25 protein-coding genes and 1 tRNA gene are annotated in these 25,513 nt (G+C 65.3%); 14 read left to right on the top strand and 12 right to left on the bottom strand.

Going from position 1 to position 25,513, the window contains the following annotated elements; all coding sequences use genetic code 11:
• The first annotated feature begins 75 nt into the window (after positions 1–75).
• The 5 genes from LQG66_RS28755 to LQG66_RS28735 all read left to right on the top strand — a co-directional run bounded on the left by LQG66_RS28755 (position 76) and on the right by LQG66_RS28735 (position 4,494).
• Entirely contained in the window at positions 76–1,521 is a 1,446-nt protein-coding gene (locus LQG66_RS28755; protein ID WP_231319221.1) for an FAD-binding oxidoreductase, read from the top strand.
• On the top strand, positions 1,518–1,961 hold the full coding sequence (locus LQG66_RS28750; RefSeq protein WP_231319220.1) for a DUF4383 domain-containing protein: 444 nt from the start codon (positions 1,518–1,520) through the stop codon (positions 1,959–1,961). Before LQG66_RS28755 ends, LQG66_RS28750 begins: the two co-directional genes overlap by 4 nt.
• Positions 1,958–3,061, top strand: coding sequence for a hypothetical protein (locus LQG66_RS28745; RefSeq protein ID WP_231319219.1), 1,104 nt, complete (start codon positions 1,958–1,960; stop codon positions 3,059–3,061). Before LQG66_RS28750 ends, LQG66_RS28745 begins: the two co-directional genes overlap by 4 nt.
• Entirely contained in the window at positions 3,045–3,350 is a 306-nt protein-coding gene (locus LQG66_RS28740; protein WP_231319218.1) for a hypothetical protein, read from the top strand. The genes LQG66_RS28745 and LQG66_RS28740 overlap by 17 nt, the downstream gene beginning before the upstream one ends.
• A 172-nt stretch (positions 3,351–3,522) precedes the next feature.
• Positions 3,523–4,494, top strand: a complete 972-nt coding sequence (locus LQG66_RS28735) for a S1C family serine protease (RefSeq protein WP_231319217.1) — start codon at positions 3,523–3,525, stop codon at positions 4,492–4,494.
• A 60-nt stretch (positions 4,495–4,554) separates the two neighbouring features.
• Here the strand turns inward: LQG66_RS28735 and LQG66_RS28730 are convergent, their stop codons facing one another.
• Entirely contained in the window at positions 4,555–6,495 is a 1,941-nt protein-coding gene (locus LQG66_RS28730; RefSeq protein WP_231319216.1) for a Tle-like phospholipase domain-containing protein, read from the bottom strand.
• Between the two features lie 355 nt (positions 6,496–6,850).
• Between LQG66_RS28730 and LQG66_RS28725 the strand changes: the two genes are divergently transcribed.
• The 4 genes from LQG66_RS28725 to LQG66_RS28710 all read left to right on the top strand — a co-directional run bounded on the left by LQG66_RS28725 (position 6,851) and on the right by LQG66_RS28710 (position 10,542).
• Complete coding sequence (locus LQG66_RS28725; RefSeq protein WP_231319215.1) at positions 6,851–7,915, top strand: alpha/beta hydrolase; 1,065 nt, start codon at positions 6,851–6,853, stop codon at positions 7,913–7,915.
• Positions 7,916–8,053: 138 nt separating this feature from the next.
• Positions 8,054–9,418: a hypothetical protein gene (locus LQG66_RS28720; protein ID WP_231319214.1), complete on the top strand. Its 1,365-nt coding sequence runs from the start codon at positions 8,054–8,056 to the stop codon at positions 9,416–9,418.
• Between the two features lie 4 nt (positions 9,419–9,422).
• Complete coding sequence (locus LQG66_RS28715; protein ID WP_231319213.1) at positions 9,423–10,244, top strand: COG3904 family protein; 822 nt, start codon at positions 9,423–9,425, stop codon at positions 10,242–10,244.
• A 91-nt stretch (positions 10,245–10,335) separates the two neighbouring features.
• Positions 10,336–10,542, top strand: coding sequence for a hypothetical protein (locus tag LQG66_RS28710; RefSeq protein WP_231319212.1), 207 nt, complete (start codon positions 10,336–10,338; stop codon positions 10,540–10,542).
• 96 nt (positions 10,543–10,638) lie between these two features.
• On the opposite strand, the gene LQG66_RS28705 is transcribed toward LQG66_RS28710, so the two are convergent.
• The 5 genes from LQG66_RS28705 to LQG66_RS28685 form a co-directional block, all read right to left on the bottom strand.
• Positions 10,639–11,304 (bottom strand): DsbA family protein, encoded by a 666-nt coding sequence (locus LQG66_RS28705; RefSeq protein ID WP_231319211.1) that lies wholly within the window; start codon positions 11,302–11,304, stop codon positions 10,639–10,641.
• Between the two features lie 19 nt (positions 11,305–11,323).
• Positions 11,324–12,109, bottom strand: coding sequence for a sulfite exporter TauE/SafE family protein (locus LQG66_RS28700; protein ID WP_231319210.1), 786 nt, complete (start codon positions 12,107–12,109; stop codon positions 11,324–11,326).
• Positions 12,110–12,154: 45 nt separating this feature from the next.
• The gene (locus LQG66_RS28695; protein WP_231319209.1) at positions 12,155–12,877 is read right to left on the bottom strand and encodes an LrgB family protein; all 723 of its coding nucleotides are present in this window, start codon (positions 12,875–12,877) and stop codon (positions 12,155–12,157) included.
• Complete coding sequence (locus LQG66_RS28690) at positions 12,874–13,269, bottom strand: CidA/LrgA family protein (protein ID WP_231319208.1); 396 nt, start codon at positions 13,267–13,269, stop codon at positions 12,874–12,876. Before LQG66_RS28690 ends, LQG66_RS28695 begins: the two co-directional genes overlap by 4 nt.
• Before the next feature lie 143 nt (positions 13,270–13,412).
• On the bottom strand, positions 13,413–13,919 hold the full coding sequence (locus tag LQG66_RS28685) for a hypothetical protein (RefSeq protein WP_231319207.1): 507 nt from the start codon (positions 13,917–13,919) through the stop codon (positions 13,413–13,415).
• Between the two features lie 189 nt (positions 13,920–14,108).
• Here LQG66_RS28685 and LQG66_RS28680 point away from each other — a divergent pair, with 189 nt between their 5' ends.
• Together LQG66_RS28680 and LQG66_RS28675 are read left to right on the top strand one after the other, a co-directional pair.
• Entirely contained in the window at positions 14,109–14,390 is a 282-nt protein-coding gene (locus tag LQG66_RS28680) for a hypothetical protein (RefSeq protein ID WP_231319206.1), read from the top strand.
• A 135-nt stretch (positions 14,391–14,525) separates the two neighbouring features.
• Positions 14,526–15,611, top strand: a complete 1,086-nt coding sequence (locus LQG66_RS28675) for an AbrB family transcriptional regulator (RefSeq protein WP_231319205.1) — start codon at positions 14,526–14,528, stop codon at positions 15,609–15,611.
• Here LQG66_RS28675 and LQG66_RS28670 read toward each other — a convergent pair.
• Positions 15,608–16,150: a disulfide bond formation protein B gene (locus LQG66_RS28670; protein ID WP_231319204.1), complete on the bottom strand. Its 543-nt coding sequence runs from the start codon at positions 16,148–16,150 to the stop codon at positions 15,608–15,610. The genes LQG66_RS28675 and LQG66_RS28670 overlap by 4 nt on opposite strands.
• 173 nt (positions 16,151–16,323) lie before the next feature.
• Between LQG66_RS28670 and LQG66_RS28665 the strand changes: the two genes are divergently transcribed.
• A tRNA-Leu gene (locus LQG66_RS28665) sits at positions 16,324–16,408 on the top strand.
• Between the two features lie 177 nt (positions 16,409–16,585).
• Positions 16,586–17,803: a tyrosine-type recombinase/integrase gene (locus LQG66_RS28660; RefSeq protein ID WP_231319203.1), complete on the top strand. Its 1,218-nt coding sequence runs from the start codon at positions 16,586–16,588 to the stop codon at positions 17,801–17,803.
• A 43-nt stretch (positions 17,804–17,846) separates the two neighbouring features.
• Here the strand turns inward: LQG66_RS28660 and LQG66_RS28655 are convergent, their stop codons facing one another.
• The 5 genes from LQG66_RS28655 to LQG66_RS28635 form a co-directional block, all read right to left on the bottom strand.
• On the bottom strand, positions 17,847–18,410 hold the full coding sequence (locus tag LQG66_RS28655; RefSeq protein ID WP_231319202.1) for a hypothetical protein: 564 nt from the start codon (positions 18,408–18,410) through the stop codon (positions 17,847–17,849).
• A gap of 45 nt (positions 18,411–18,455) precedes the next feature.
• Positions 18,456–19,907 carry an argonaute/piwi family protein gene (locus LQG66_RS28650; RefSeq protein WP_231319201.1) on the bottom strand — a complete coding sequence of 484 codons (1,452 nt, stop codon included), beginning with the start codon at positions 19,905–19,907 and terminating at the stop codon, positions 18,456–18,458.
• Positions 19,904–21,250: a DUF4365 domain-containing protein gene (locus LQG66_RS28645; RefSeq protein WP_231319200.1), complete on the bottom strand. Its 1,347-nt coding sequence runs from the start codon at positions 21,248–21,250 to the stop codon at positions 19,904–19,906. Before LQG66_RS28645 ends, LQG66_RS28650 begins: the two co-directional genes overlap by 4 nt.
• Positions 21,251–21,728: 478 nt before the next feature.
• The gene (locus LQG66_RS28640) at positions 21,729–21,929 is read right to left on the bottom strand and encodes a conjugal transfer protein TraD (RefSeq protein WP_231319199.1); all 201 of its coding nucleotides are present in this window, start codon (positions 21,927–21,929) and stop codon (positions 21,729–21,731) included.
• A gap of 1 nt (position 21,930) precedes the next feature.
• Complete coding sequence (locus LQG66_RS28635; protein ID WP_231327987.1) at positions 21,931–22,257, bottom strand: conjugal transfer protein TraD; 327 nt, start codon at positions 22,255–22,257, stop codon at positions 21,931–21,933.
• A 170-nt stretch (positions 22,258–22,427) separates the two neighbouring features.
• On the opposite strand from LQG66_RS28635, the gene traA reads away from it, so the two are divergent.
• Positions 22,428–25,439 (top strand): Ti-type conjugative transfer relaxase TraA, encoded by a 3,012-nt coding sequence (traA, locus tag LQG66_RS28630; RefSeq protein ID WP_231319198.1) that lies wholly within the window; start codon positions 22,428–22,430, stop codon positions 25,437–25,439.
• Positions 25,440–25,513 lie beyond the last annotated feature (74 nt).

Raw genomic sequence — 25,513 nt, 5'->3', positions numbered from 1 at the left:
GGCAATGCGCAGGCAAAAATTGCAAACATTTGCGATGATGGCATAGAGTCCTCCGCGGCAGGGGGAGTCAGCGTCATGATCACCAGACGACGGTTTTTGCGCACCGCGGCTGCCGCCGCGGTCCTGCCGTTGGCGCAGCCGCCCGGAGCCCGCGCCGAGCTGCGCACCATCCTCAACGATGCCAGCCGGCTCAACCCGACGCCGGTCGCCAAGCATGTGGTGATCACCAAGCCGGCCACCGACGACCTGATCGCGCGGCTGCGCGTGGAGCTGAAGGAGGCTGCGGCCGCGAAACGTTCGGTGACCGCGGCCGTGGCCCGGCATTCGATGGGCGGCCAGAGCCTGCCGCGCGACGGCACCGCGGTGACGCTCGACGGCGGGCCGATCGAACTCGATACCGCGGCACGGACCTATCGCACGTCCGCAGGCAATCGCTGGCGGGATGTCATTGCGGCGCTCGACCCCAAGGGCTTCTCGCCCGCCGTGATGCAGTCCAACAGCGATTTCGGCGTCGGCAGCACCTTCTGCGTCAACGCGCATGGCTGGCCCGTGCCCTACGGACCGTTCGGCTCGACGGTGAAGTCGATCCGCATGCTGCTCGCCGACGGCACGCTGGTGCAGTGCTCGCGCAGCGAGAATGCCGAGCTGTTCGGGCTGGCCATGGGCGGCTACGGCCTGTTCGGGATCATCGTCGATCTCGATGTCGAGATGACGCCGAACCTCCTGCTCGAGCCGCGCTTCGAGCGCATGGCACCGGAGCGCTTCGCCGAGGCGTTCACGCGCAGCATCGACGGCGATGCCAATGTGAAGATGGCCTATGGCCGGATGTCGGTGTCGCGCAAGGCGTTCTTCGACGACGCCCTGCTGGTCAGCTTCCGCCCGGCCCCCGATGCACCGGCCGCCCTGCCAGCCGTGGTGAGCTCGGGCAAGCTCACCGGCGTCGCCAACACGATCTATCGCGCGCAGACCGGCTGGGAAGTCGCCAAGGGGCTGCGCTGGTTCATGGAGACGCGGCTCGGCCCGGCCATCTCCGACAAGCGCTACACCCGCAACTCGCTGATGGCCGAGCCGGTGGCCAATCTGGCGCAGAAGGACATGCGCCGCACCGACATCCTGCACGAATATTTCGTGGCGCCCGAACGCTTCGGCGACTTCCTCGCCGCGTGCCGCGACATCATTCCCAAGGCCCGCGCCGAATTTCTCAACGTCACCTTGCGCTACGTCGCCGAGGATAAGACGCCCGCACTCACCATCGCACCGGTGCGCCGCATCGCGGCCGTGATGTCGTTCTCGCAGGAGGCCACGCCGGAGGGCGAGATCGACATGCTGCGCACGACCGAGGCGCTGATCGAGCGGATCACCGCGATCGGCGGCGCGTTCTATCTGCCCTACCGCCTGCACGCCCGCCGCGACCAGGTCGAGAAGGCCTATCCGGCCGCCGCGAGCTTCGCCGCCGCCAAGCGGCGCCATGATCCGAACCTGCTGTTCCGCAACGCGATGTGGGAGGCTTATTTCGCATGACGACGATGGCTGCAGACCGTGTCTCTCTCGACCGCTATCGTGTTGCCGCGCTCGCGCTCGCCGTGGCGCTGCTGTTCGCGGCGGCGACCGACTACATCCCCGCCTTCATCGATGCCGAGGGCCGCGTGTTCGGCCTGTTCCAGCTCGACATCTACAAGGACGCGCTGCACGTTGCCTCGGGCCTGTGGGCGCTGGTTGCGATGACGACACGGCGCAGCGCCGTGTTCTTCCTGCGCGTGTTCGGCACGCTGTATTTCCTCGACGGCGTGATGGGCGTGTTCACCGGCTCGGGCTACCTCGACCTTTCGATCTTCATCGACGGCATCCGCAACACCTCGCTGCTGGTGAAGGTGCTCTCCAGCCTGCCGCATCTCGCGCTGGGCGCGATCGGTATCGCGGTCGGCTGGTCGCCCTGGCGCACGGGGCCGGCGTCAGCATGAGCCTGCGTCGCAAAGCGCTGTATCTGGTCGGCGCCATCGTGGCGGCCGCTGCCGTCGGCATCGCCACCACCGTGATCAGCGTCGAGACGGTCTGCGTCGCCGACGTGCCGACGCCGATCGTGACATCCGAGTTCGGCATCACCGACCCCGGCTATGCGCGGGCGCAGGGTGACAGCTTCCTCACCTTTCCGGAGTGGTACATCGTCCACGCCTACAGCGATCTCGCTGCGGTGACCGGGCAGGCGTCGGAGTCGGATTTTCACTATCTGTCGAGCATCGCCGGTTTCTGGCGCAGCCTGTGCCGCGCCACGCGACAGGCCGCGGGGTCCGGCCCGGCGACCTCCGACCAGAAGCTCACGAACTACATCATCGGCTTCAGCTTCACCGCCGAAATGGCGTTGCAGGGCGGCTATGAAAAGACCATCGGAGCCATGAGCGAGGAGACGGCCGACGGCGTCAAGACGGCCGAGGATGCCTTCAACCTGGCGCTGCTGAAGGACTACGCAGCGTTTCTCTACCAGACGCCGTGGTATCGGTACCCGTTCGCAGCCAAGCTCGGTCAGTTCTGGCGCGAGACGCCGTTCGTGCCGTCGGTCCGCGCGGTGGAACGGCGCTTCTCGCTGAGCCTGCAATATGCCGCGCGTGCCGCCTATGCGGCCGTGATCGGGCATGCGGCTGGATATGATCCAGCGGTCCTGACGATCCGGAGCGTGGTGACCGGTCTGCCCGCGGCCGAGCTCGCCGCAATCCCGGGAGTGACGGCGGTCCGAGAGGTGAAGGATGCCGGCGGCGCACAGGGCGTGCTGGTCGAGACCGAGCGCTACGCCAAGTTCGATGCCTTCGCGAAGGAGCTCGGGCGCCACGCCGGTGCCGCGCTCGGCGAAGTGGCGGGCAACCAACGGATTCTGGTCACGATCGTCGTCCCTCCCGGCGACGGACGGCTGGCAGCCTTCGATGGGCTGCCTATATTCAGTGTCCAGATCCAGTCCCGTCCCGGTGCACGCCGCGTTGGCGTCGACGTACCGGTCCAGTCGCTGGTTCAGGACATCGCCCGTTTCGAAGCTGCCGGCTATACTTTCGAGCATGCCTACGATTATTGATCGACGGTCCTCATCGCGTGCCCTGCCGTTGGCGGGACTGCTCGCCGTGGTCGCGACCTGGTTCGCGGGCATGGCCGCGATGGCGTTCGTGATCAAGCCCGACGCCGTCGTGGCGTTCGGACCGTCGGGCCGCATCATCCCGGCGGTCGTCGCCTCCGATGGAGCCCTGCTCGATGCCGGGCGTTTCCACGTTGCGGCAAGAACGGGAGCGGCCACGGTCGGCAGCCTCTATGCGGCCGGCGCCTGGTTCGTCTGGCCGCTCATCGGCAAGGGCTGCGGCCGGGGCTGATCGCGCGCCGCGGTGGGAACGCTCATCCCGCCACGGCTCGGCAGGGCCTCCAGAACTGGTGCGGCCGAGCCCAAAGATGTTAAGCTCGCGTTAACGCTGCGGCCATGACGCGACACGAAGCAGAAGCTTGGTCGAGGCCCGCCCCCGGGGTTCGACAGAGCAGGAGAATGTGATGCCTTCTTTGACCGAATGGAAAGTGCCGTTCGCCTTCCAGCCTCGCGCCGAAGACTACAAGTTCAATCTGGACCACGCCCTGTCATCGATCGTGGGCCTGCATGCGATCATTCCGCCCGACGCGTTCAGTGCGGAAACGCTGGGCACCGAACGCGCCGGCAATGCGGTCGTGATCGAAGACGGGCTGGTGCTGACCATCGGCTATCTGATCACCGAGGCCGAATCGGTTTGGCTGCACCTCAACGACGGACGGGTGGTCGAAGGCCATGTGCTCGGATTCGATTTCGCCACAGGCTTCGGCCTGGTGCAGGCGCTCGGGCCGCTCGACCTGCCGCCGCTGCCGCTCGGCTCCTCGGCCGCGACCAAGATCGGCGATCAGGTCGTGCTCGGCGGTGCCGGCGGCCGGACGCGATCGGTCGCGAGCCGGATCATCGCCAAGCAGGAGTTCACCGGCTACTGGGAGTATCTGCTCGACGAAGCGATCTTCACCCATCCCGCCCATCCCAATTGGGGCGGCACCGGCCTGCTCTCGGCCAAGGGCGAACTGATCGGCATCGGATCGCTGCAGCTCGAACGCGAACGCGACAGCAAGGCCGAGCACGTCAACATGATCGTGCCGATCGACCTGCTGAAGCCCGTCATCGACGACCTCCGGCGTTTCGGCCGCGTCAACAAGCCGGCCCGCCCGTGGCTCGGCATGTACTCGACCGAGGTCGACGATCGCGTCGTGGTGATCGGCGTTTCCAACAACGGCCCGGCGGCGCGCGCCGAGCTCAAGGCCGGCGACGTGATCCTCGGCATCAATGGCGACAAGGTCACGAGCCAGGGCGAGTTCTATCGCAAGCTCTGGGCGCTCGGAGCCGCCGGCGTCGACGTGCCGCTCACCGTCCACCACGAGGGTGTCACCTTCGACGTCACGGTCGCCTCGACCGATCGCACCAAGCTGCTCAAGGGCCCGCGGCTGCACTGAGGCAGCCGCTCCCTCCTCGACCGATTGCGGCGGCCCGCAGCCGTCGCCTGTGGTTGCCGCTCACGCATTGACGTGCCAGGCGGCTGCGACGATCTCGTGCAGGTGTTGATCGGTCGGCATCTGCGAGGCCGCAGTCGGATCGAATCCCGGATGCGCCTGGGCATAGGTCGCCATGGCCTGAACCAGCTGCGATACCTGGGTGTCGATCTCCAGACCCCCGGCCTTGATCTCCTGCAGTTGATAGGAGCCGCCGAGAAACCAGTCGGCGATGGTGACCTGCTGATGCGTGCCCATAACGTCGATCTCGAGGTCGTTGCCCGATTTGGCGAACCAGAAATTGTCGGCCGCATAGGCCGTGCCGAAGTCGAGCGTGCCGGTCGGCTTCGACAGCGATGCAACGCCGTTGATGATGACGTCCTTGCCGTCGCCGGGTGCGTACACATAGGTCGCCCCGACACCGCCCACCAGGATGTTGTTGCCGGCGCCACCGTCCAGCATATCGATGCCGCCTCCACCGATCAGCAGGTCGTCATTGCCGGTGCCGAACAGCGTGTCGTTGCCGCCACCTGCAATCAGCAGCGCGCCGTCGGACGCGGCAATCGTCGCGCCGGTTACGGGGTCGATCGTCACCGTCGTGGCGGCATCGCTCAGCGCGGCGCTGAGCCAATCCAGATTGTCGGTCTTGCCGCCCCAGAGCGCGCCGATCGCCATGTCGATCAGGGTGGCATTGTCGCCGTCGAAACTCGCGACCGCATCGATCAGTGCGACCTTGCCGAGGATGTCGACGGCGGATCCCGTAGCGGCTGATGACCACAGATCGGATGAGAGATCCGCGACCAGCAGGGTCTTGGCCGTGTCCTGATAGATGATCCCGTGCTCGTGCCCGATCACGCCCGGTGTCGCCGTCGTCACCTCGTCGTGGTTCTGCGCCAGCAGGGCCGAATATTCGACCACGATCTCGGCCAGCGCCTTCTCGACCCCGCCATTCTTCAGATAGGTGGCGGCCGTGCTCGCGCTCACGCTGTTGCCGAGCACATCGCCGCCGTTGAACAGCGCCTGCACGGCGCTGTTGCCGTAACCGGTCGCATCGGTCACGGTCGAGTAGGCGATCATGTCCTTCATCTTGGCCGCCGGCGAGCCTTCTCCGCTCGCCGCACTGGCCGCGGGAATGCCGACGGCCGTGGCGACCGCGTCGTCCTCGAGCGGCGCCAGCAGCACGGCCGCAGCCTTCTTCCAATCCTGAGCGTTGTTGTCGCTCGCCCACTGCATCATCGTGAGCAGCGCGATCGAGTGCAGGCTGACCGGATCGAGCCCGAGATCGGTCCCCGAGCCGAGCACGGTCTTCTGCTCGGACGCGATGCCGGTCGCTGCATGGGCGATTGCGATCGCGCCATCGATGGGACCGAGCTGCAGCAGCGCCAGCGGCGCTTCCAGCACCGGTGCTGCGGCCCGCACATATTGCAGGATCTCGCCGGAGACGGAGACCATGTGAATGTCGGAGTAACGGTCGACGGGGTGGGACGTGAGCGCGCCCCAGAAGCCGTGCAGCTGATCGTAGCGGACTTCGGCGGCAAACTCGAACGGCATCGCGTCGAACGCGTAAGCTACCTTGTCATTCAGCGCGGCGATGTAGCCGGCAAGTCCGCCGCCGAGCGAATGCCCCGTCAACGACACATGGGACGTCGTCGCCCATGTCTTGTAGTAGGCTTCCGCGTCCGGAAACTGCGTCGGCCAGCCGGCGAGTCCTGCGCCTCCCAGCCAGCCCGGCACGTCGGCGATGCTGTCGGTGCCGCGAAACGAGATGATCCGCGTCGAGGGATCACCGGCGAGCTGATAGGTTGCGGCCTCGAAATTGTCGGCGGCCGAGGTCACGCTTCCCGCCACCAGATCATAACTTCCGATGCGATTGAAATTGACCACGAGCGTCGGGTTGACGCCCCTGTTGTAGACGTCCATGGCAAGCACCGCGTTGATCAACGCGGCCGACGGCGATTGAGTCATATGCGAGTCCCCCCTTGGCAACCGATCGGCAGTTTTGACCCAGCGATGTGCTCCCTTCGGGAACCGAAACTGCGCCGTTGGCTTTCATCAAGTGCGACATCGCGCCCGAATTTTGTCAATCGAGTTTCGTCACCGCGTGTATTCCTGCCGATTTCGTCTGCTGCGCGCGATGACGCAGACTTGAAGGCCCTCCGCCGTGTTGACTTGCGCGCAACGCGTCGCAACACTGCGGCGCCGCGCAGCGAACACACGTTCGGAAAATGATCATTGCCCGCACCGCCGATTCTGCGTTGCATGAGGGCGCTCGCCGGCAAGCGGGTGAGACGTCTCAACCCGATGCACCAAGGAGACCTGCATGACGGACGCCGTGGTGGACGACATCCTCATCGTGTTGCCGCCGCTGCTGCAGACACTCGAAGCGCTGTCCTACGTCGCGCGCTATCTGAACCCGCCGGATTTCGATCGCGTGATGGCGGACATCGGTGATCCCGAGCAGGCCCTGCACACGGCGCGGGCACATCTCACCTCGTGGCCGGCGGATTTCTCACATATCCGCATCGCCTTCGACACCGCAGCCGACGCCGCGCTGATGTCGTTCGCGGGCCTGCGCGCGGTCCAGCGCGGCGAAGGCGATCTGGTCGACGTCTTCCGCGCGCTCCGCCAGCTGCCGCGCGCGCTCGAGGCGCTGTTTCCGCTGGCGGCGACGCTGCCGCCTCTCAGCGAATTCTTCCTTGATCCGGCCGTCGAGCGCGACGATGCATTGCGTCAGCTGCTGGCTGCGTCCGCCGGCAAGGACGCCGTGTTTCACGACCACAACGAGATCGGCAACCGCGGCGGCTTTTCGCTCTATGTCCCGGAATACTACACGGCCGACCGCGCCTGGCCGCTGGTGATGGCGCTGCACGGCGGCAGCGGCAACGGCCGCGACTTCCTGTGGAGCTGGCTGCGCGCCGCGCGCAGTCTCGGCGCCATCCTGGTCACACCGACCGCGACGGGACCGACCTGGGCCCTGATGGGCGAGGATGCCGACACGCCGAACCTCGTGCGCATTCTCGATCTCGTCCGCAGCCGCGTCGCCATCGATCCGGCGCGGATGCTGCTGACAGGGATGAGCGACGGCGGCACGTTCTGCTACGTCAGCGGGCTGGAGCGCAGCTCGCCGTTCACCCATCTCGCGCCGGTCGCCGCGACCTTCCATCCGCTGATGGCTGAGATCGCCGACCGCGACCGCCTGCGTGGCCTGCCGATCCAGATCGTGCACGGCCGGCTCGACTGGATGTTCCCGGTGGAGATCGCACGGCACACCTGCGATGCGCTGGCCAAATCGGGCGCCAATGTCGTCTACCGGGAGATCGACGATCTCAGCCATTGCTATCCGCGCGAGGTGAATGTGGAGCTCTTGCGCTGGCTGATGGGATGATGCGCCGGCTTGCACGGGACGCACCGATCGGCAGGGCCGCCGACATAATCTCGTCCGATTTTCTCCGCATTGATAACGGCTTGGCCAAACAGCGGGGGCGCTGCTCAGGGCGGTCATGATGCCGCCGAAGGACCGTTCATGCTCTCGCCTTCCGCGCCCGCCGCGCAGGTTTCGTCTGCCCGTCCGACCTCTGTTCTGCTCGCGCATGGCGTGACCCGCCTCGAAGTCACGCTCAAGCTCACGACCGCCATCCTGGCGCTCGCTGCCGGCGTCTACACCTATCTCGGCGTTCGCGAGCTGCTCAACGGCAGCCCGACCACGGTGTTCTTCGCCGCCGTGATCTATTCGGTCGCGGTCTCGGTCGGCATCTACGCCTTCTGGGTGTTCATGATGCAGTTCATGCCGCACGTCACCGGCACGATCGGTCGTCTGCTGATGGGCGGCTGCATGCTGCTCGGCTCGCTGATGATCGTCGCCATGTCATCCTGGCTGAACGCATCGGCGCTCGCCGGCGCCGCCGCCATCCAGCAGCATCTTGCGATCACGGTGCAGAACTACACGCGCGATCTCGACACCGCGAATTCCCACGCGATTGCCGCACAGAGCCTGCTACCCGACATTCAGCTCGCCTCCACCCGCTTCGCCAAGCTCGCGGAGGCCGAACGCGCGGGCTCGCTGACGGGAACGTCCGGGTCGGGGACCGTCGTCCAGCTCCTCACCCAGATGTCCACGCAGCTCGACGGCCTGGGACAGCAGGTCCAGGAGTCGGGCAAGCGGGTCTCTGCGCTCTATGAGCAAGGCGGCAAGAGCCTCGCCAAGATGCGCGAGCTGATCTCCGACCGCGGCCCGATCGCCACGCGCAGCGACGCCTTCGCGACGGAGTCGCTGAACCTGATGGGCGTGATTGCCAATCTGCAGCAGACCTTGGTGGCCCCTGCGGTGAAGCGCGCCGCGACCTCGCTCTCGGCCGGCTTCATCGCGCCCGCCGCGGGCGGACGCAGCGGCGATCTGGCCGAGCGCCAGACAGCCGTCGTGGGCAAGGTCGAAAGCGCGATCGCGACCCAGGCTGCCTCGCTCGCCGACGCCGCTGACAAGATTCTCGCGATGCCCCGCGTCGAGGCGACACGCTTCCAGACGCTGTCGCCGGCGGAGGCCGTGCTGCGCTACGCTGGCGACTTCATCCCGAGCTGGGCGGGCGCGATCTCCATCGACCTGATGCCGGCGGTGCTCGTGCTGATCCTGTGTGTCGTCCATGCCGCGATTCGCCGCGAAGGCTTGCCGGCCGTGAGCGCCTCTAACCTGACGGCGAGCGACCTCGTCACTGCGCTGCAGATCGCTCGCGAGGTCGAGGACGCAAGGCGCGCCGCCGAGACGCGCGCGCCTGCGGGCACGCATGGCGACGTGCCTTCCGCGCCACCTATCGAGCCGCAACCGGCTCCCGCGGCCTCGGCCGTTGCGGACGAGAACGTCACGTCATTGTCCTCGGCGAGGATTGGGAAGTAGTCCCATGGCCTCGGCTTTGAACCGCCGCATCCATGCCTGGCTCTCCGACAATCCGGACGAGAGCATCCTGCGCTGGGTTTTCCGCACGATCCTCGTCGTTACGGTCGCGGTCCTCGTGGCCGACCTCGTCGAGCTGAATGCTCCAGCTGTCTCATCCGATGCGGCCCCGCCTCAGCTCGACATTCAGCGGGAGCAGCCGGATCTGCCGGCCGAGCCTCCCTCGGTGCTGGCGCCGCTGATGAAGCGGTTGATGCCGCTGCCGCAGGGCGACCGCGCCTTGCAGCAGCCGATTCAATTCGAGCTGCGCGGTGGCGCGCGGCTGTTCGCGACCGGCACGATCACGCCCGGCAGCGCGCGCGCCTTCGCGGACGAGGTTGAACGGCACGGCGAATACGTCAAGACAATCGTGCTGAATTCGCCGGGCGGCTCGGTCGCCGACGCGTTGGCCATGGGCCGGCTGATTCGTGCACGAAAATTCGCCACCGAGGTGGAAGCGGGAAAATACTGCGCCTCGTCGTGTCCGCTGGTGTTCGCCGGCGGTGTCGAGCGGCGGGCCGGCGACCGGGCGACGATCGGCGTGCATCAGATTGCCGCGGCCCCGACCACCGCGACGGCCGTCAGGTCCGGCAACGACATGAGCCTCGCCCAGAACATCTCGGCGCGCTGCCAGCGTCATCTCGCGGAGATGGGCGTCGACCTCAAGGTCTGGGTGCACGCGATGGAAACGCCGCATGACCAGCTGTTCACGTTCAAGCCCGACGAGTTGAAAGCGCTCAATCTCGTCACCGCGGCGCCAGAATCGCGGCCCGAAAAATCACGCAGTTGAGGTGTGTGCTCTCGGTTGAACCATCCGCACGACCTGCGGAACCAAGCTGCGAGGGCGGCGTTGTCGGCCGTCACACTGGAGAAACCTGACCATGCGGACCTTCGTAGGAATGATCCTGGGCGCGCTCATCCTGGGGCTCGGCGTCTACGTCCATGACTCGATGCAGACCTCCGAGGTCGCCAACGGGCCGACCGCGCAGACGCGCCGGACCATCGTGAACTGGGACGTTGCGGCGGAGAGCTGGAATTCGCTCAAGACCCGTGCGCACGACGACTGGGTTCGCATCTCGTCGAAATGACGGGCACATCGCATCGCTGACGCTTTTGAAGGCGCCTCGAACCCGTGTCGAGGCGCCTTTCGCATGGCCGATTTGAAGTGGCCTGTTTGACCACGCCTATTTGGCCGCGCTTGCCTTGCGCGCGTCAGCAATCACCTGCTCGAACTGGGCCATGGTGAGAACGCCGGGCACCCTGAATTTGCCGACGATGAAGGATGGCGTGCCGCGGAAGCTCAGGCCCCGCGCCTGCTTGTCGTTACGCGCCAGCATGGCGTCGATGGCCTTGGCGTTGGCGGCAAGATCGCGCTTGGCGCGGTCGACATCGATGCCTGCCTCAGAGAGCAGCTCGTCGATGCGCGGCTCCGTGAGCTTCGAGCTGGTGCCGATCAGCGCGTCATGCGCTTTCGCGTATTTGTCCTGATACTTGCAGGCCAGCGCCATCCGCGCCGCGACCACCGACACCGGCCCGAGGATCGGCCACTCCTTCAGCACCCAGCGCACCTTGCCGTCGTCGTGCACCACCTGCTGCAGCTCGGGATCGAGCTTGCGGCAATACGGACAATTGTAGTCGAACCATTCGACGATCGCGATGTCGCCCGTTGCATTGCCGAGCACGGGCGCATCCGGATCGCGCAGCACCGAGGCCTCGTCGGGCTCGTCGACGTCCTCCGCGCGGCTCGCGCGGGGCCACAAAGACAACCCGGCCGCACCAGCGCCAAAAAGGGTCAGAAAGCTGCGCCGGCCGAAAGCTGCGACCATGTCGTCCGAGGTGCTGCGTTTCATCATGTCTCCGATCGCACGGTCAGCTCCAGATCTGCAGCAGGCTGCGCGCCAGCATATACAGCGCCACCGCGGCAATCACGACGGAAAAGACCACGTTCAATGCGCCGCGCCGTTCCGAGAGTTGGCGCGCCAGACGCGTGCCCGCAAGACCTCCGGCGATACCGCCCGCAATGAACAGGCCGGCGAGATCCCAGGCCACGAGCCCGGACCAGGCATAGCTGGACGCGGTGGTGAGACCGAAGGTCGTCACCGCGACGAGCGACGAGCTCACTGCGTTCATGATCGGCATGCCGGTCGCGGCCATCAGCGCCGGCACGATCAGGAAGCCGCCGCCGATGCCGAAGAAGCCGGACAGGCTGCCCGTGGCGAGGCCGAAACCGACGATGGCCGGCAGATTGGCCATGCTCATCTTGACGTCGGGGATGCCGATCCGCCCGCGTGTCTTCAGCATCAGCATGGCAATGACCATCATCACCAGCGCGAACAGCGCCAGCAGCTTCTGGCCGTCGACCATCTTGCCGAGCAGCGAGCCCGCAAAGGCGCCGGCGATGCCGGCTGCTGCGAACAGCGCCGCGATCGGCCAGATCACGGTGCCGCCGCGCGCATGGTTGACGAGATTGAGCGCGGCATTGGTGGCGACCGCAATCGCGCTCGAGCCGATCGCGATGTGCGGCTCCGGCACGCCGACCACATAGACCATCAAGGGCACCGCGAGCACCGAGCCGCCGCCGCCGACGAGGCCGAGGGAAAACCCGACCATCGCGCCGCACAACACGCCGAGCACGCCTTGGGTAGCAGAAATCATCGCGGCAGCAGGTTCACTTCCGGATCGGAAAGGCAAGCCCGAAAATCACCGGACCAACAGCGTAACGGCGAGTGGAACGAGGAAGGAGGTAACAAGCGCGTTCAGGCTCATTGCGATGCCGGAAAATGTGCCGGCGAGCGCGTCGACCTGGAATGCGCGCGCGGTGCCGATGCCGTGCGCGGCGAGGCCGGCGGCAAATCCCCTGGCACGGAAATCGGTGATGCCGGTGCTGTTCATCAGCGGCGTGACGATGATGGCACCGGTGATGCCGGTGAGCACGACCGCGACCGCGGTCAGCGACGGATCGGCGTGCAGCGACTCGCTGATCCCCATCGCCACCCCCGCCGTCACCGATTTCGACGCCAGCGACAGCACGATTTCGCGGGGCAGGCCGAACGCCTCGGCGAGCCAGACCACCGACACGATGGCCGTGATGGAGCCGGCCATCAGCGCGGCCAGCATCGGCAGGACGGCCTGCACCACGATCCGGCGGTTCCGGTACAACGGCACGGCGAGTGCCACGGTGGCCGGACCGAGCAGGAAGTGCACGAACTGGGCGCCGGCGAAATAGGTCGTATAGGGCGTGCCGGTCACGAGCAGGAACGCGGCGACGATCCACATCGCATGCAGCACGGGATTGGCGAGCGGATGCCGTCGCGTGCGCAGCGACACCGCATCCGTGATCGCATAGACGACCAGCGTCACGGTGAGCCACAGCAGCGGCGACTGGGCGAGATAGACCCAGAGCGAAAACGGATTTGCGCTCATGACGGCCCGTTCCGCGACAGCAGCCGGCTGGTCACGACGAAGGCCGCGACCGTGACCAGCAAGGTCGCGATCACCGAGAGCACCAGCACCGCGGCGATCGCGAGGCCATGGGCCGCCACGAGATCGAGCTTCTGCACGACGCCGACGCCGGCCGGCACGAACAGCAGCGACAGGTTGGCGAGCAGCACGCGGCTGACGTCTTCGATCCGGCCACGGCCCTCGTCCGTGGCGAGCGGGCCGATGGCCAGCGGCTTGATCCGATCGCGCAGCAACAGCAATGCGAGCAGCAGAACCAGGCCCAGCACGGGTCCGGGCAGTGGCAGCGCCAGGCCGCGCACGACGACTTCGCCGAGCAGCTGGCAGACCAGTATGAGGCCGAGGCTTGCGATCATCGCCGAATTTGTAGGTCAGACCGGCGCAAATTGTGGGCGGCCCCGCCGCCGACAAGGGCAACCGTCATGAGCGCAGCGGAGATATCGAAACGGCCGGACGCATGACACGTCCGGCCGCAGATGGCCTGCTCAATCGACCCCGCTCAGGCGGCGCCCTTCAGCTTCTTGGTGCACTCGCTGTAGTAGCCGCCGCCCTTCTCGATCCACTTCATGCCGCCATTGGCGTTGGTCGCCTTGTTGGCGTTGTACTGGTCGACGCAGGTATGCATCCGCGCCTTGCCGGCCGTCTCCTTGGCATATTTCGGATCGACCGCAGTCGGATACACCGCGGGGCCGCTCGGCGCCGCGGCCGGGGCGGCCTCCTTGGGGGCGACCTTGGTCTCCTTCGCGGGCTTCGCCTCGGCAGCAGGAGCGGCCGGAGCCGCGGGCGCGGCAGGGGCGGCAGCGGTCGCGTCGCTGCCGCACTGGGCCTTGCGGAAGTCGTTCCACTTCTGGCCGTTGAGCGTACCGGCGTCCTTTGCCTGCTTGTACTTGGCGCTGCATTCCTGCGAGGTCAGCGCCTGGGCCGGTGCGGCGGCGAACGCTGTCAGGCCGACAACGGCCAAAGCCGCCAATGACGAGGCGGCGAATGATCTAACTTGAAAACTCATTCTCGATCTCCCTGTGGAGCATGATGAATGGGACCACAATTCTAGCGAGAGGCCCGCCGCCGACAAGGCAGGCGGGACCGCCAGCGCGCGAAAATATAATTTGCGTCGTGCGCCGATCCGGCCCATTCCATTCACACCGGGTTCAGCATCGTCGGACGCGCGCGACGCTGTCCAATCGAGGATTTCAGCATGACTCTTTCCGCCCGCGCGGCTGCTGCGGCCGCCGCCATCGCCACCCTGTTGGCTGCGGGTCCCGCCTTGTCGCAACCGGCGTTGACGCTGCCGTCGCGGCCCGACGCCGCCACGGACAAGTTCGCGACGATGGACAAGCCAGCGCGCCGGGCAATCTCGGTCGCCTGCTCCAAGGAGGCCGATGACCAGGGACTGCGCGGCAGGGCCCGCGGCAAATTCCGCTCCGCCTGCAAGCGCGACAAGGCCGCGGCTGCGAGCGCGGCCGACAAGCCGAAGTGACCTTCCTGAAGTGAATCCCCAAGTGGGTTTCGAAGCGGGCTCCGAAGTGAACGGTGCCGGCCGTTGCGTGGGCGCATGGCGCCTGCGCAGCCGCGGGAATTGTTCGCAAGGCACGCTTTTGGCATAAGCCGCGTCGTGCGCCAGATCATCTCCTCCCTCCCGTTCGACCTGCCGAGCCGCGCCAAGACCCTGAGCGCGCTCGAGACGCTTGCCCTCGGCACCGCCGGTGGCCTGATCTTCCTCGTCGCTCACCTGCCGGGCGGCCTGATCTCGGGTGCCATGATCGCGACCGCGATCGCGGCGATCGCCGGCCGGCCGCTGGCGATGCCGCCGATCCTCACCCAGACCGTGCTGCTGCTGCTCGGCATCTCGATCGGCGCGGTGGTCTCGCGCGAGCTGATCAACCATGTGAGCGCCTATCCGCTGACGATCGCGCTGCTCGCGCTCGCGACCTTCTGCTCGACCTTCGGCTCCAGCCTCTATCTGCAGCGCGTCCATGGCTGGGACCGCACCTCGGCGCTGCTCGCCGGCAGCCCCGGCGCGCTGTCGCAGATCACGATCCTCGCCGTCGAGCGCGGCGCCGACCTGCCCGCGATCGCGGTGGTGCAGACCCTGCGGGTGATCATCCTGACCGCCGCGCTGCCGCTGGTACTCGCGCTCGCCGGCGTGGCCCCGTCGTCCTCGCCCTCGCTGACCCAGGCGGTGGCCTCACCGCTCGGTCTGCTCGCACTGCTGGTGGCTTCGCTGGCCGCCGCGGTGCTGATGCAGCTGATCAAGTTTCCGGCGAGTTGGCTGTTCGGTGCGATGGTCGCAAGCGGCATCCTGCACGGCGCTGGTCTCGTCGAGGGCGGCCTGCCGGAATGGATGCGCGGCATCGCGCTGGTCGGCATCGGCGCCCTGATCGGCAGCCGCTTCGCGCGGATGCGGATCAAGACCCTGGCCGGCCACATCCGCGCCGCGCTGGGCTCGTTCGCGATCGCGGTCGCGATCTCGGCGGCCTTCGTCGCTGTCATCGTGCTCACCACGCATGTGCGCTTCTCCGACACCATCGTGGCGTTCGCGCCCGGCGCGATGGACGCGATGATGGCGCTGGCGCTGACCCTGCACATCGACCCGATCTTCGTCGGCGCCCATCACCTCTCGCGCTTCGTGTTCGTCACCATCGCCACTCCCGGCATCGTCCATCTGTTCGGACGGCCGCAGGACGACGTCGACGATTAGGCGGCAGTTGGCCTCCGGGCGGCGCCCCAGCCGGCGACGGCGGCGATGAACAGCGAGATCAGCACGCTGTAGCCGGCGAGCGACAGGCCGAGGAAGCGGAACTGCACCTCGTCGCAGCGCACGACGTGGACGCTATCAAGCCGCTCCAGCAGGCTGCCGGCGCTGCCGAGATTGCCGATCGGCCCGGTGCATTCGGTCGGGCCCTGCCAGAAGCCCCATTCGACGCCGGCGTGGTAGACGCCGAGCCCGGCATTGCCGAGGGCGGCCAGCGCGATGAGGCCGAGCCCGGCCAGCACCAATCCGCGCGGCGCGCCGCGGGCGGCCACGAGCGCGATCACCAGGGCGAGCGGTACGATTGCATAATAAGCCCAGCGCTGCTTCAGGCAGAGCTCGCAGGGCTGCAGCCCCCAGACCAGCTGCATGTACCAGGCGCCCGCCAGGGTCGCCGCGGCGACGCCGGCCGCGAGCAGCGCCGCGGTCACCGCCGGGTTCAGGGCCCCCATCGCAGGGCGCGCCATCACGGAGCTGTTCGTCGTCATCTGTCCTCCCGAACGGGCATACCTCCGGCGTCACGCCGGGCCGTTCCGGCTCCTACTCCCGCCAGCGAAAACTGTCGAGATGAGTGGCCATCACGTCCGTGCGGGTTGACCCTGTCCGGCCGGCCGCTATAGTTCGCCCGCTTCGCACGGTTCCTGTACAGGCCCAGGCGATTGCCCCTGTGGCGGAACTGGTAGACGCGCTCGACTCAAAATCGAGTTCCGCAAGGAGTGCTGGTTCGATTCCGGCCAGGGGCACCATTTGACCGTCCGCCCTCATCCGCTTGCGTCCGTTTCTCCCTCAAAATCAAGGCAAAGCCGCCGATCGCCCGCCGCGGTCGTACGCCCCGGTTTGCTGGTATCCGCCCCGTCAGTTGGTATCCTCGCTGGTAGCTTGCTGGGGTGCTGGTATCGCGAATTTGGGGTGGAATCGAACCTATGCCGACCAAGACTGACACCTATTTCCGGCACCTGAAGCCGGCCGAAAAGGACTACAAGCGCTCCGATGACGGCGGGCTGTTCATGCTCGTCACCACCACCGGATCGAAGCTCTGGCGCTTCGCCTATCGCTACGACAGCAAGCAGAAGCTGCTCGCCATCGGCCCTTATCCGATCGTTTCCCTGGTCGACGCCCGGGCCAAGCGGGACGAAGCTAAGAGGCTGCTGGCAGAGGACATCGATCCCTCCGTCGAGCGCAAGGCCGAGCGCCGTCAGGCCAGGATTGCCCGCGCCAATACATTCGAAGCCGTCGCCAAGGAGCTGATGGAGAAATTCGAGGCCGAGGGCGACGCGCCGACGACGCTGAAGAAGAAGCAGTGGCTGCTCGACTTCGCCAACCAGGAATTCGGCAAGCGCCCGATCGCCGAGTTGAAGGCGCCCGAGATCCTCGACGCCTTGCGAAAGATCGAAAGGCGTGGACGGCACGAGACCGCCACTAGGGCGCGCAGCACGATCGGCGCGGTTTTCCGCTATGCGATCGCTACTGGCCGCGCCGAACGCGACCCGACCGGCGACCTCCGCGGCGCTCTGATCACGCCAAAGGTGACCCACCGCGCCACGATCGTCGAGCCGCATGCCGTGGGCGCCCTCCTCCGTGCCATTGATGGCTTCGAGGGGCAGGCCGTCACGAGGTACGCGCTCAAGCTGGCACCTCTGATGTTCGTTCGGCCTGGAGAGCTCCGAAAGGCCGAATGGACCGAGTTCAATATAGCGAGCGCCGAATGGCGCATCCCGGCCGCCAAAATGAAGATGCGACGCCCGCATCGGGTGCCACTCGCCCCGCAAACCCTCGCCATCCTGGAAGAGCTTCGCGAACTGACGGGAGGATCGAAGCTGCTCTTTCCGTCAGTGCGATCCTGGCACCGCCCCATCAGCGACAACACACTCAATGCCGCGCTCCGAAGGCTCGGTTACGACAAGACCGAAATCACGGTTCACGGCTTCAGATCGACCGCCTCGGTTCTGTTGAACGAAAGCGGCAAATGGCACGCGGATGCGATCGAACGCCAGCTTGCCCATCAGGAGACGAATGAAATCCGTGGCGCCTATACACATGCCGCCGAGTTCTGGCAGGAGCGCGTGCGCATGATGCAATGGTGGGCGGACGAGCTTGATCGGATGAAAGAGCTTGGCCGTGTCCTGAGAAAGAGCGCCTGAAGAAAACGCAGAACGGAACTGCTTGCGATTGAGCCGAACGCCATCACACCAAGGTGTCCGGCTCAAGAAGCGACAAAAGTGAACGGACCACCACCAATCTCCGGCGTCCGACGGTGGTCGTCGTAAGATGCCCTTCTCCTATCAGCTCATAGAGCTTCGTGCGCCCGAGGCCCGTCGCGTCACATGCTTCGTTAATTGTGCAAGTGAGCTTCTGGGCGAATGGTATCGCCCGCACCCGTGCAATGTCCGACGCAGATGAAGTAACCTGCACTTCTAACTCGCCGTTCTCTCGCCGTTTTCGCTTCATGGATTCCTCTGCCAGCAACGACTCGACGAGAGTAAGACTCGTCTGTGCTATTGGCAGCGTCAATGCGAGCATTCGAGCGTCACAGCGCACGACCGCGCACGTCGACGGCCATTCGGATAGTCGCGGATGCCAGCGACGGTGAGAGATTTTACGCGACAGCGACAACCGCATGCCGTCCGAGATGAGACCATCGAGATCGGATCCCTTCGCAACCATCTCAAATCGCCGACGATATCGAAACAATTTGGAGCAGAAGAAGGCCCGATCAAAGTCTCCGCAGACGTCGACGTAGATCGTCACGTCACCGACCGTACCCCACTCCATGGGACGGCGATCGTGTGGTCATCACATATAAAAGCTGTATCTCGGCGCTATTTCCTGCCCCTCTGGCACATATTTCAAAACTTCCCCTACGTGCTTCGCGGCAGCAATCGTGATCGGCATGCCGTTGTCGAACTGCGTGTTGTTCCAATTCATCTTCGTGAGAGCGAGCGTCTCTTCCGCCACGTGCTGCAACGGCTGTCCCTGGACTTGGCACCGCAACTGCAGAGGACGCGGCACATACATGCCGGGATAGGTTCGAAAGAAGTCGACGCTGCCGCGAGTGTAGAGAAGCGCCTGATCCTTGTCGAAGCGCAGCAGCGTCCCCCGCAACGGCGGGTATATGCCGAGACGGTAGAGGCGGGTCATCGACTTCTGGATCCAGACGAAATCCGCGTAATCGATGTCGCGTTCATCTATCGCCTTGTGAAAACCGTCCAGTTCGTTGCGGTCGAACTTCGAGGTCTTATGGAGGACCACGCGAGCAGGCCAATGCCCGTGCTGATCGCGGAACACCTTCAGCGAACCCTTCAGCAGTTCATAAGCGTCGATTGCAGTCAGGTGCGGCCGACGGTCCTCCTCGCTTTCGACCATGCGGCCACCCCGCAGAATCAGCCCCTCTCCGCGCTCGTCGAACATCTGGGCGGTGCTGGTATGAACCTGTTCGCCGTCCACCGAACGATAGAAGCTCAGCCCAACGAACGACGTCCGGAGCTGACGCGCGTCGCGCGCCAGGCGCCACGGCAAACCGCCCGCTTTGTAGTAGGCCGCCGTCAGCAGATTCCAGGCGATGGTTGCGGGGTCCTGGGTCCGGCGTTCGCTGGTCTCCTTCAGCTTGCGCGGAATCCTAATCGTGGGGTCGTAGGTCGTCGGCCAAAGAAGCTGAATCGGTAGCCTCAAGCGCATACACGACGCCTTCAGCATGCCACGGAAATCAAGCGCGGTCCCCGCCTCGGTCTCGTCGTCATCTTCGCCGCCTGCCACGTCGCGAGCGTTGTAGGTCCGCTCGATGATTTCGACCGGCAACGCGATCAGTACGACGTCTGGCTTCGCCGTCTGCTCTGCCAATGCCGAGATCTCGTTGGTGATCGTCTCCACGATCGCCTGCGTGACCTCCCGTTGGCCCGGTATCGCGACGAGGCGGGCGATCTCACGCGCTGGAAGGACGCGCTGGATCTCGTCGGAAGTGACGAATTCACATCTGAACGTGGTCTCGAAATCGACACCAGGGAACGGAGGGAAGAGATTCGGTTGCCGGCTCTGCTTGGCGGCGAATCCCTTCGCGCATCTCTCGATCCAACGGGCAGTTCCTTCAACCGTCTCTGCGCTGCCGATGACGCCCATCTTGATGCGCTTGGGTGCGCTCTCCATCCCAAAATCGAGCGGACCGTAGTCCATGATGCCGAAACGAATATCGGGATGGCGGAACGCGTGTCCGAACTCCAAGTCCGGTTCGGTAAGATGGGTGAGCCTCACGTGATGTTCTCGACCGTTTCGCCCGCCAGGGCGTATTCGAACAATGGAGACGAGGGGTCAGTCTCCTGCGACTTCCAAAGATCGTCCGGCACCCCGACGTCGAGTTCAAGTGCGTCGACCGCGCTGAATGAAAGGAACGGGTACGCCTTCGTCAACAGGTCCTCCGCACCGTGCGTCGTCAGGAAGTCACGCCACATCACGAACTGCCCCATGACGGCCGCGTTATTCTCGATCTCCTTGATCTTCTTCAGCCGCTCGCCGGCGTAGGCATCGGCATCCTGTCCGTTATATGTGAAGTGGTAGGTTGGCGTGATTTCGGCGTACCATTTGCCAGCGAGCCGGACGAAGCGATGCAGGAAGGCCGAGTGCCGCCAATAGGCGAATTTCTTCGGATCGCTTTTCTTCTTGCCGTACGGTCCTACCACGCGGCGGGTAGTGGTGTTCTGCAGGCTCCGGTAGGCATAGTTCAGGCTGTGCTTATCCTTGGGCTTGCGGAAGAAGAACACGCGGCTGTCGCGGTCCCGGTAAAGGTCCGGCCTGACGAACTCCCCGATAGCCCTGTTGAGGAGAGCCACGAAGTCACGCTGCCGGTCCTCGTCGTCGCTGTTCGCCCACTCCGTGGTGTCGAATTCCTCCATCGCCTCCCAGTCGCAGAGCTTCTTCCACGGATGTTCGTCCAGCGGATGGAAGGACAGCACCGACTTCGAACGAACGATCCATTCCCCGCGCGCCGGCTTCACAATCTCGCCGAGCGCTCCGCCGAACGACTTGTCCGATCCGTGGGACGTGGGCGCCCAGAACACCCGGGGCGCGAATTTGACCTCCAGCAGGTTCACCAAGATCTGCTCACTTTTCTTGACGCTCGGCCCCGATGCCCCGGGACGGACCGCCGTCGCGACCGAGATCAGGCTGGCCTTGGCCTCCCGCGTGAACTCGTCCTTCCTCTTGTCGAAGACGACCTTGCGTGACTTGCGTCGTTCCGGATCCGCAAACCACTCCTTGAGCGACTTCCAGTAGGCCTTCCGCGTCCTCAGAGCCACGACGATAAGGAGAACGGGCGCCGTGCCTTTGGTCCAGTATTCGATATCGGCGTCGGCGCAGGGAAACTCGAACGTCTCCTCGTTCTCCCCTTGAAGGCGTTCGCGCTCGGTCGCCTTGCCCTGGACCTGCAGGAGCAGGTTGCCCACCTCGCCCGTCTCGGCATCACGCAGCTCGATGAAGCCGTCGATGCCCGCTTCGACGCCGCCGGTTGGATAAAACATGAATCCCATTGAGAGAATGATTCCCTCGATGAGGGACATTCCCTGCTGCCCGATGACGTCGCTTTTCCCGATCTTCTTCATGGCCTTATGTTGGCGCGCGATCCGATTCCTGTCCACTGGTTGACGCTGGCCGTGCACTCATTCGTCGGTTGCCGGCGATCCACAATCCGCTTTGACCGCAAGCGTCCCTTGTTGTGTGCAGCGACGATCAGCAGGCGCGCCCTTCGACGGCATGGCCGAGCGGCGAATCGCGGCGATTGTCTGTCTAGCTATCACCGGCCGTTGCGGCCACTTGATCCGATTTCCACATCCGATGCTAGCTCGCCATCTTTAACCTGTCGCCGGATCGAGCGGTTTCAAGCTTCCACGGACCCACCACTCTCGCCGACATCGAGCTCATGAAGCGTCTACTTCGAGCGCCACTCACCGTCATTAAGTAGTCTCACCGAGCCGAGGCGCCCGCGCACGGCTTCGGCTGAGCAAAAGTCGGGGAAGTGCAGGCACGGTTCAGAGTCTAGACCTTGGCGTCGGCACCAACGCTTTGGCCGTCCTCGAACGCCTATTTTCCCTTTGCAGTCCAGAGCGCCAACGCCTTCTCGCGCTCTTCGCTTCGGAGCTTGTGGGCCATCCAGAGCAGCGCGCCGTAGATGATGGCGCGGTCGTCACCGGTTAGGTCCACGATGCCCGCCTTGACGACCAGGCCACCGAGTTCGATGAGATGCCGTGTGCGCTTGCGGCGCTCGACCTGCCAAGTGCGCATATCATGTCGCGCCCTTGCGGCTCGGTGCCGGTTGAGGGCCGCTCGGTTGCGCAGAAGCGCCGTCCATGTTGCGGTCAGTTGCTGGTGCAATTCGCCGCGTCCGACTTTGAAAGAACGCGGCGCCGCGCTTGGCCCAAGCCTCCTTCTTTCCGGCCTCTTTCATCTCGGCCAGCACGATAAGCGCGCCAGCCAGTTCTTCCGCAGTGAGTGTGTCGGCCCCAGTCGCGACAACCAGTTCGCCGAGCTGGCGCACTTTGCGAGTTTTCAGGCCGCGCGCTTTGTCTTCGAGTGCCTTCAGGTCCGCATCAAAGTCTCGTGGTTTGCGCATCGTCGTCTCCATGAGTTCGATGGAGAAATGATAGGCGAGCACACCGCGGAATGCTGTAAGGTCATCAGGACGGCCTGGGACGGTGCGATCCCTCCCGAGATTTTTTCGAGGGAGGGCGCGCTTATACGTCGTTCCGACGTGCGCTTCGTTGTGCCAGTGATCTGGTCGCGATGGCGATCTATCATCTTCATGTCAAAGTCATTGGCCGAAAGACCGGGAGCAGTGCGATAGCGGCGGCTGCTTACCGCTCCGGCTCGCGGCTGCGCGACGAGCGGCTCGGCCGTGATCAGGATTTTTCCGGGAAGCGCGGCGTCGTCCATTCCGAGGTGATGCTGCCGGAGAACGCGCCGGAGGCCTGGGGCGACCGGGCCCGGCTTTGGAATGATGTCGAGGCGTTCGAAGTCCGGAAAGATGCTCAGCTTGCTCGTGAGGTGGAGTTCGCCCTTCCGCGCGAGCTGAGCGAGGCACAGGGCATCGAGCTGGCCCGGGACTTCGTTCGGGGCGAGTTCGTCGGTCTCGGAATGATTGCCGACCTCAATGTGCATTGTGATATGGCCGAGGACGGCATGCCCAAGCCCCATGCCCATGTCATGCTGACCATGCGCTCGGTCGACGAGAACGGGTTTGGCCAAAAGGTGCGGGACTGGAACCGCACGGAGATGGTCGAGCGTTGGCGCGAACGTTGGGCGGAGCTCGCGAATGAGCGCCTGGCCGAGCTCGACATCGACGCACGGATCGACCATCGCAGTCTGGAAGCCCAGGGCGTCGCACTGGAGCCGCAAAGCCAGATCGGCGCGCCGGCCAAACGCATCGAGGTTCGGGGCATCACAGGCGAAGTGTGTGAGGCCGACCGGGCCGAGATGCACCGCGAGATCGCGCGGAACAACGGCGCGCGGATCATTGCCGATCCCTCCATTGGACTGGACGCCATCACCCGGCAGCAATCGACCTTCACGCACCGCGATCTGGCCAAGTTCGCGCACCGGCACAGCGACGGGCTCGACCAGTTCAATGAGCTGGTGGGCGCGATGCAGGGAGCGCCAGATCTGGTCGAACTCGGACGGGACACCCGCGGCGAGGATCGGTTTACCACCCGCGGAATGATCGAGACGGAACAGAGCCTGCATCGTGCTTCCGAGATGCTGGCGAACCGGAAGCATCATGAGGTTCGCGACGCGGACCGCAAGGCCGCTTTGATCCGTGCGGAGGCGCGTGGCCTGGTCCTTTCGTCCGAGCAGACCGAGGCGCTGGCGCATGTCACGGGCGGATGTGATTTGGGTGTCGTCCTCGGCCATGCCGGGACGGGAAAGAGCGCGATGCTAGGAGTGGCGCGGGAGGCCTGGGAGGCGGCAGGCTTCGAGGTCCGGGGCGCGGCGCTGTCCGGGATTGCCGCGGAAAATCTCGAAAGCGGATCGGGCATCGTGTCGCGCACGATTGCCAGCCTGGAGCATGGCTGGGAACAGGGCCGTGATCTGCTCAGTTCGCGCGATGTGCTGGTTGTCGACGAGGCCGGCATGGTCGGTACGCGCCAGCTCGAGCGCGTGCTGTCCCGTGTAGCAGAGGCCGGCGCGAAGGTGGTGCTGGTCGGCGATCCGCAGCAACTGCAAGCAATCGAAGCGGGGGCGGCGTTCAGATCGATCCATGAGCGTCACGGCGGGGCTGAAATCGGTGAAGTGCGCCGGCAGCGGGAGGGCTGGCAGCGCGACGCCACGCGCGATCTGGCAACCGGCAAAGTGGGTCATGCGCTCGGGGCCTACCGCTCCTACGGCATGGTGCATGAGGCCCACAGCCGCGAGCAGGCGCGAGGCGAATTGATCGAGCGCTGGAACCGCGACCGGCAGGCCTCGCCGCACCGGAGTCGGATTATTCTCACCCACACCAATGACGAGGTCCAGGCGCTGAACGGGGCGGCACGCGGGCGGATGCGGGCTGCGGGCGATCTCGGAGACGAGATACCCGTGAGGGTCGAGCGCGGCGCAAGAGCCTTCGCCAGTGGGGATCGCATCATGTTCCTGCAGAACGAGCGCAGCCTCGGCGTGAAGAACGGCATGCTTGGGACCGTCGAGCTGGTCAGCACGCAGTCCATGACCGTGCAGACCGACGACGGCCGATCCGTGCGCTTCGACCTCAAGGATTACAATCGAATCGACCACGGCTATGCCGCGACGATCCACAAGGCGCAGGGCATGACGGTCGACCGCGTCCATGTGCTGGCGACGCCCGGCATGGACGCCCATAGCAGCTACGTTGCCCTGTCGCGCCACCGCGACGGCGTCGACTTGCACTATAGCCACGACGATTTTGCCAATCGGGACCGGTTGACCCGTGCCCTGTCGCGCGATCGCGCCAAGGATATGGCCCTGGACTACGACCATGCCGATCCAGCCCAGGGCTACGCCGAACGGCGCGGAATCAACTTCCGCGAGCGCGTGGTCGAGATCGTTCGCAAGATCGTGCCAGAGAAACTGCGTGACAGGTTCGATGGCCTTCAATCTCCTGCAAATGCGCCCCGTCCGGATGGCGGCCATAGGCCGGAACAGAAATCGCCGGAACGGGACAGGAGCAGCGCGACAACCGAGCGGCGCGAAGTTGAGATGACGGAAAGAAAGCTCGTAGAGAATCCGGACAGAGATTTGCCCACAATACGCACCCGAGCGCTTGTACGCCATGCCCGCGCGATTGACGCGATCTTCGAAGCGAAAGCGACGGGTAGCGAGGCAAGTCCCGAGCAGGTGAAAGAATTGCAAAAAGCCCGCCAGGCCTTCGAAGACGTGCGGCCTTATGGCTCGTACGACGCCGAAGCCGCCTATAGGAAGAGCCCGGAACTGCCCCGCGAGGCAGCTGGCGGCCAGGTCAGCCGCGCTATCCGAGCGCTTCAGCTTGAGACTGAACTCCGCACCGATCCGAGCCGCCGCGCCGATCGCTTCGTGGAGCGCTGGCAGAAGCTCAATCACACCAGCCAGCGACAGTATCAGGCCGGCGAGATGTCTGGCTACAAGGCCACGCGGGCGGCTATGGGCGATATGGCGAGAGGCCTTGAGCGCGATCCGCAGCTGGAGTCCATCCTCGCCAATCGCAAGCGCGAGCTCGGCATCTCCTTCGACTCAGGTCGCCGGCTCGGCCAGGAGTTGGCTTTCACTCACGGCCTCGGTCTCGGAAGAGGCCGGGGCCTCGGACTATGACCCGTCCCATTTCTCGCCGTCCGAACGCCATGCTACGACATGCCAAAAACCCTCTAGCGTGCTTTTGAAAGCCG

Origin of the sequence: Bradyrhizobium ontarionense (assembly GCF_021088345.1) — a bacterium.
GTDB lineage: Bacteria > Pseudomonadota > Alphaproteobacteria > Rhizobiales > Xanthobacteraceae > Bradyrhizobium > Bradyrhizobium ontarionense.
This window is presented reverse-complemented; position numbering and strand designations above follow the sequence as displayed.

What these genes read in the sequence shown, in the direction of transcription:
- LQG66_RS28755 (WP_231319221.1), top strand. Translation starts at nt 76, where the DNA reads ATGATCACCAGACGACGGTTTTTGCGCACCGCGGCTGCCGCCGCGGTC.
- LQG66_RS28750 (WP_231319220.1), top strand. Translation starts at nt 1,518, where the DNA reads ATGACGACGATGGCTGCAGACCGTGTCTCTCTCGACCGCTATCGTGTT.
- LQG66_RS28745 (WP_231319219.1), top strand. Translation starts at nt 1,958, where the DNA reads ATGAGCCTGCGTCGCAAAGCGCTGTATCTGGTCGGCGCCATCGTGGCG.
- LQG66_RS28740 (WP_231319218.1), top strand. Translation starts at nt 3,045, where the DNA reads ATGCCTACGATTATTGATCGACGGTCCTCATCGCGTGCCCTGCCGTTG.
- LQG66_RS28735 (WP_231319217.1), top strand. Translation starts at nt 3,523, where the DNA reads ATGCCTTCTTTGACCGAATGGAAAGTGCCGTTCGCCTTCCAGCCTCGC.
- LQG66_RS28730 (WP_231319216.1), bottom strand. Translation starts at nt 6,495, where the DNA reads ATGACTCAATCGCCGTCGGCCGCGTTGATCAACGCGGTGCTTGCCATG.
- LQG66_RS28725 (WP_231319215.1), top strand. Translation starts at nt 6,851, where the DNA reads ATGACGGACGCCGTGGTGGACGACATCCTCATCGTGTTGCCGCCGCTG.
- LQG66_RS28720 (WP_231319214.1), top strand. Translation starts at nt 8,054, where the DNA reads ATGCTCTCGCCTTCCGCGCCCGCCGCGCAGGTTTCGTCTGCCCGTCCG.
- LQG66_RS28715 (WP_231319213.1), top strand. Translation starts at nt 9,423, where the DNA reads ATGGCCTCGGCTTTGAACCGCCGCATCCATGCCTGGCTCTCCGACAAT.
- LQG66_RS28710 (WP_231319212.1), top strand. Translation starts at nt 10,336, where the DNA reads ATGCGGACCTTCGTAGGAATGATCCTGGGCGCGCTCATCCTGGGGCTC.
- LQG66_RS28705 (WP_231319211.1), bottom strand. Translation starts at nt 11,304, where the DNA reads ATGAAACGCAGCACCTCGGACGACATGGTCGCAGCTTTCGGCCGGCGC.
- LQG66_RS28700 (WP_231319210.1), bottom strand. Translation starts at nt 12,109, where the DNA reads ATGATTTCTGCTACCCAAGGCGTGCTCGGCGTGTTGTGCGGCGCGATG.
- LQG66_RS28695 (WP_231319209.1), bottom strand. Translation starts at nt 12,877, where the DNA reads ATGAGCGCAAATCCGTTTTCGCTCTGGGTCTATCTCGCCCAGTCGCCG.
- LQG66_RS28690 (WP_231319208.1), bottom strand. Translation starts at nt 13,269, where the DNA reads ATGATCGCAAGCCTCGGCCTCATACTGGTCTGCCAGCTGCTCGGCGAA.
- LQG66_RS28685 (WP_231319207.1), bottom strand. Translation starts at nt 13,919, where the DNA reads ATGAGTTTTCAAGTTAGATCATTCGCCGCCTCGTCATTGGCGGCTTTG.
- LQG66_RS28680 (WP_231319206.1), top strand. Translation starts at nt 14,109, where the DNA reads ATGACTCTTTCCGCCCGCGCGGCTGCTGCGGCCGCCGCCATCGCCACC.
- LQG66_RS28670 (WP_231319204.1), bottom strand. Translation starts at nt 16,150, where the DNA reads ATGACGACGAACAGCTCCGTGATGGCGCGCCCTGCGATGGGGGCCCTG.
- LQG66_RS28660 (WP_231319203.1), top strand. Translation starts at nt 16,586, where the DNA reads ATGCCGACCAAGACTGACACCTATTTCCGGCACCTGAAGCCGGCCGAA.
- LQG66_RS28645 (WP_231319200.1), bottom strand. Translation starts at nt 21,250, where the DNA reads ATGAAGAAGATCGGGAAAAGCGACGTCATCGGGCAGCAGGGAATGTCC.
- LQG66_RS28640 (WP_231319199.1), bottom strand. Translation starts at nt 21,929, where the DNA reads ATGCGCACTTGGCAGGTCGAGCGCCGCAAGCGCACACGGCATCTCATC.
- LQG66_RS28635 (WP_231327987.1), bottom strand. Translation starts at nt 22,257, where the DNA reads ATGCGCAAACCACGAGACTTTGATGCGGACCTGAAGGCACTCGAAGAC.
- traA (WP_231319198.1), top strand. Translation starts at nt 22,428, where the DNA reads ATGGCGATCTATCATCTTCATGTCAAAGTCATTGGCCGAAAGACCGGG.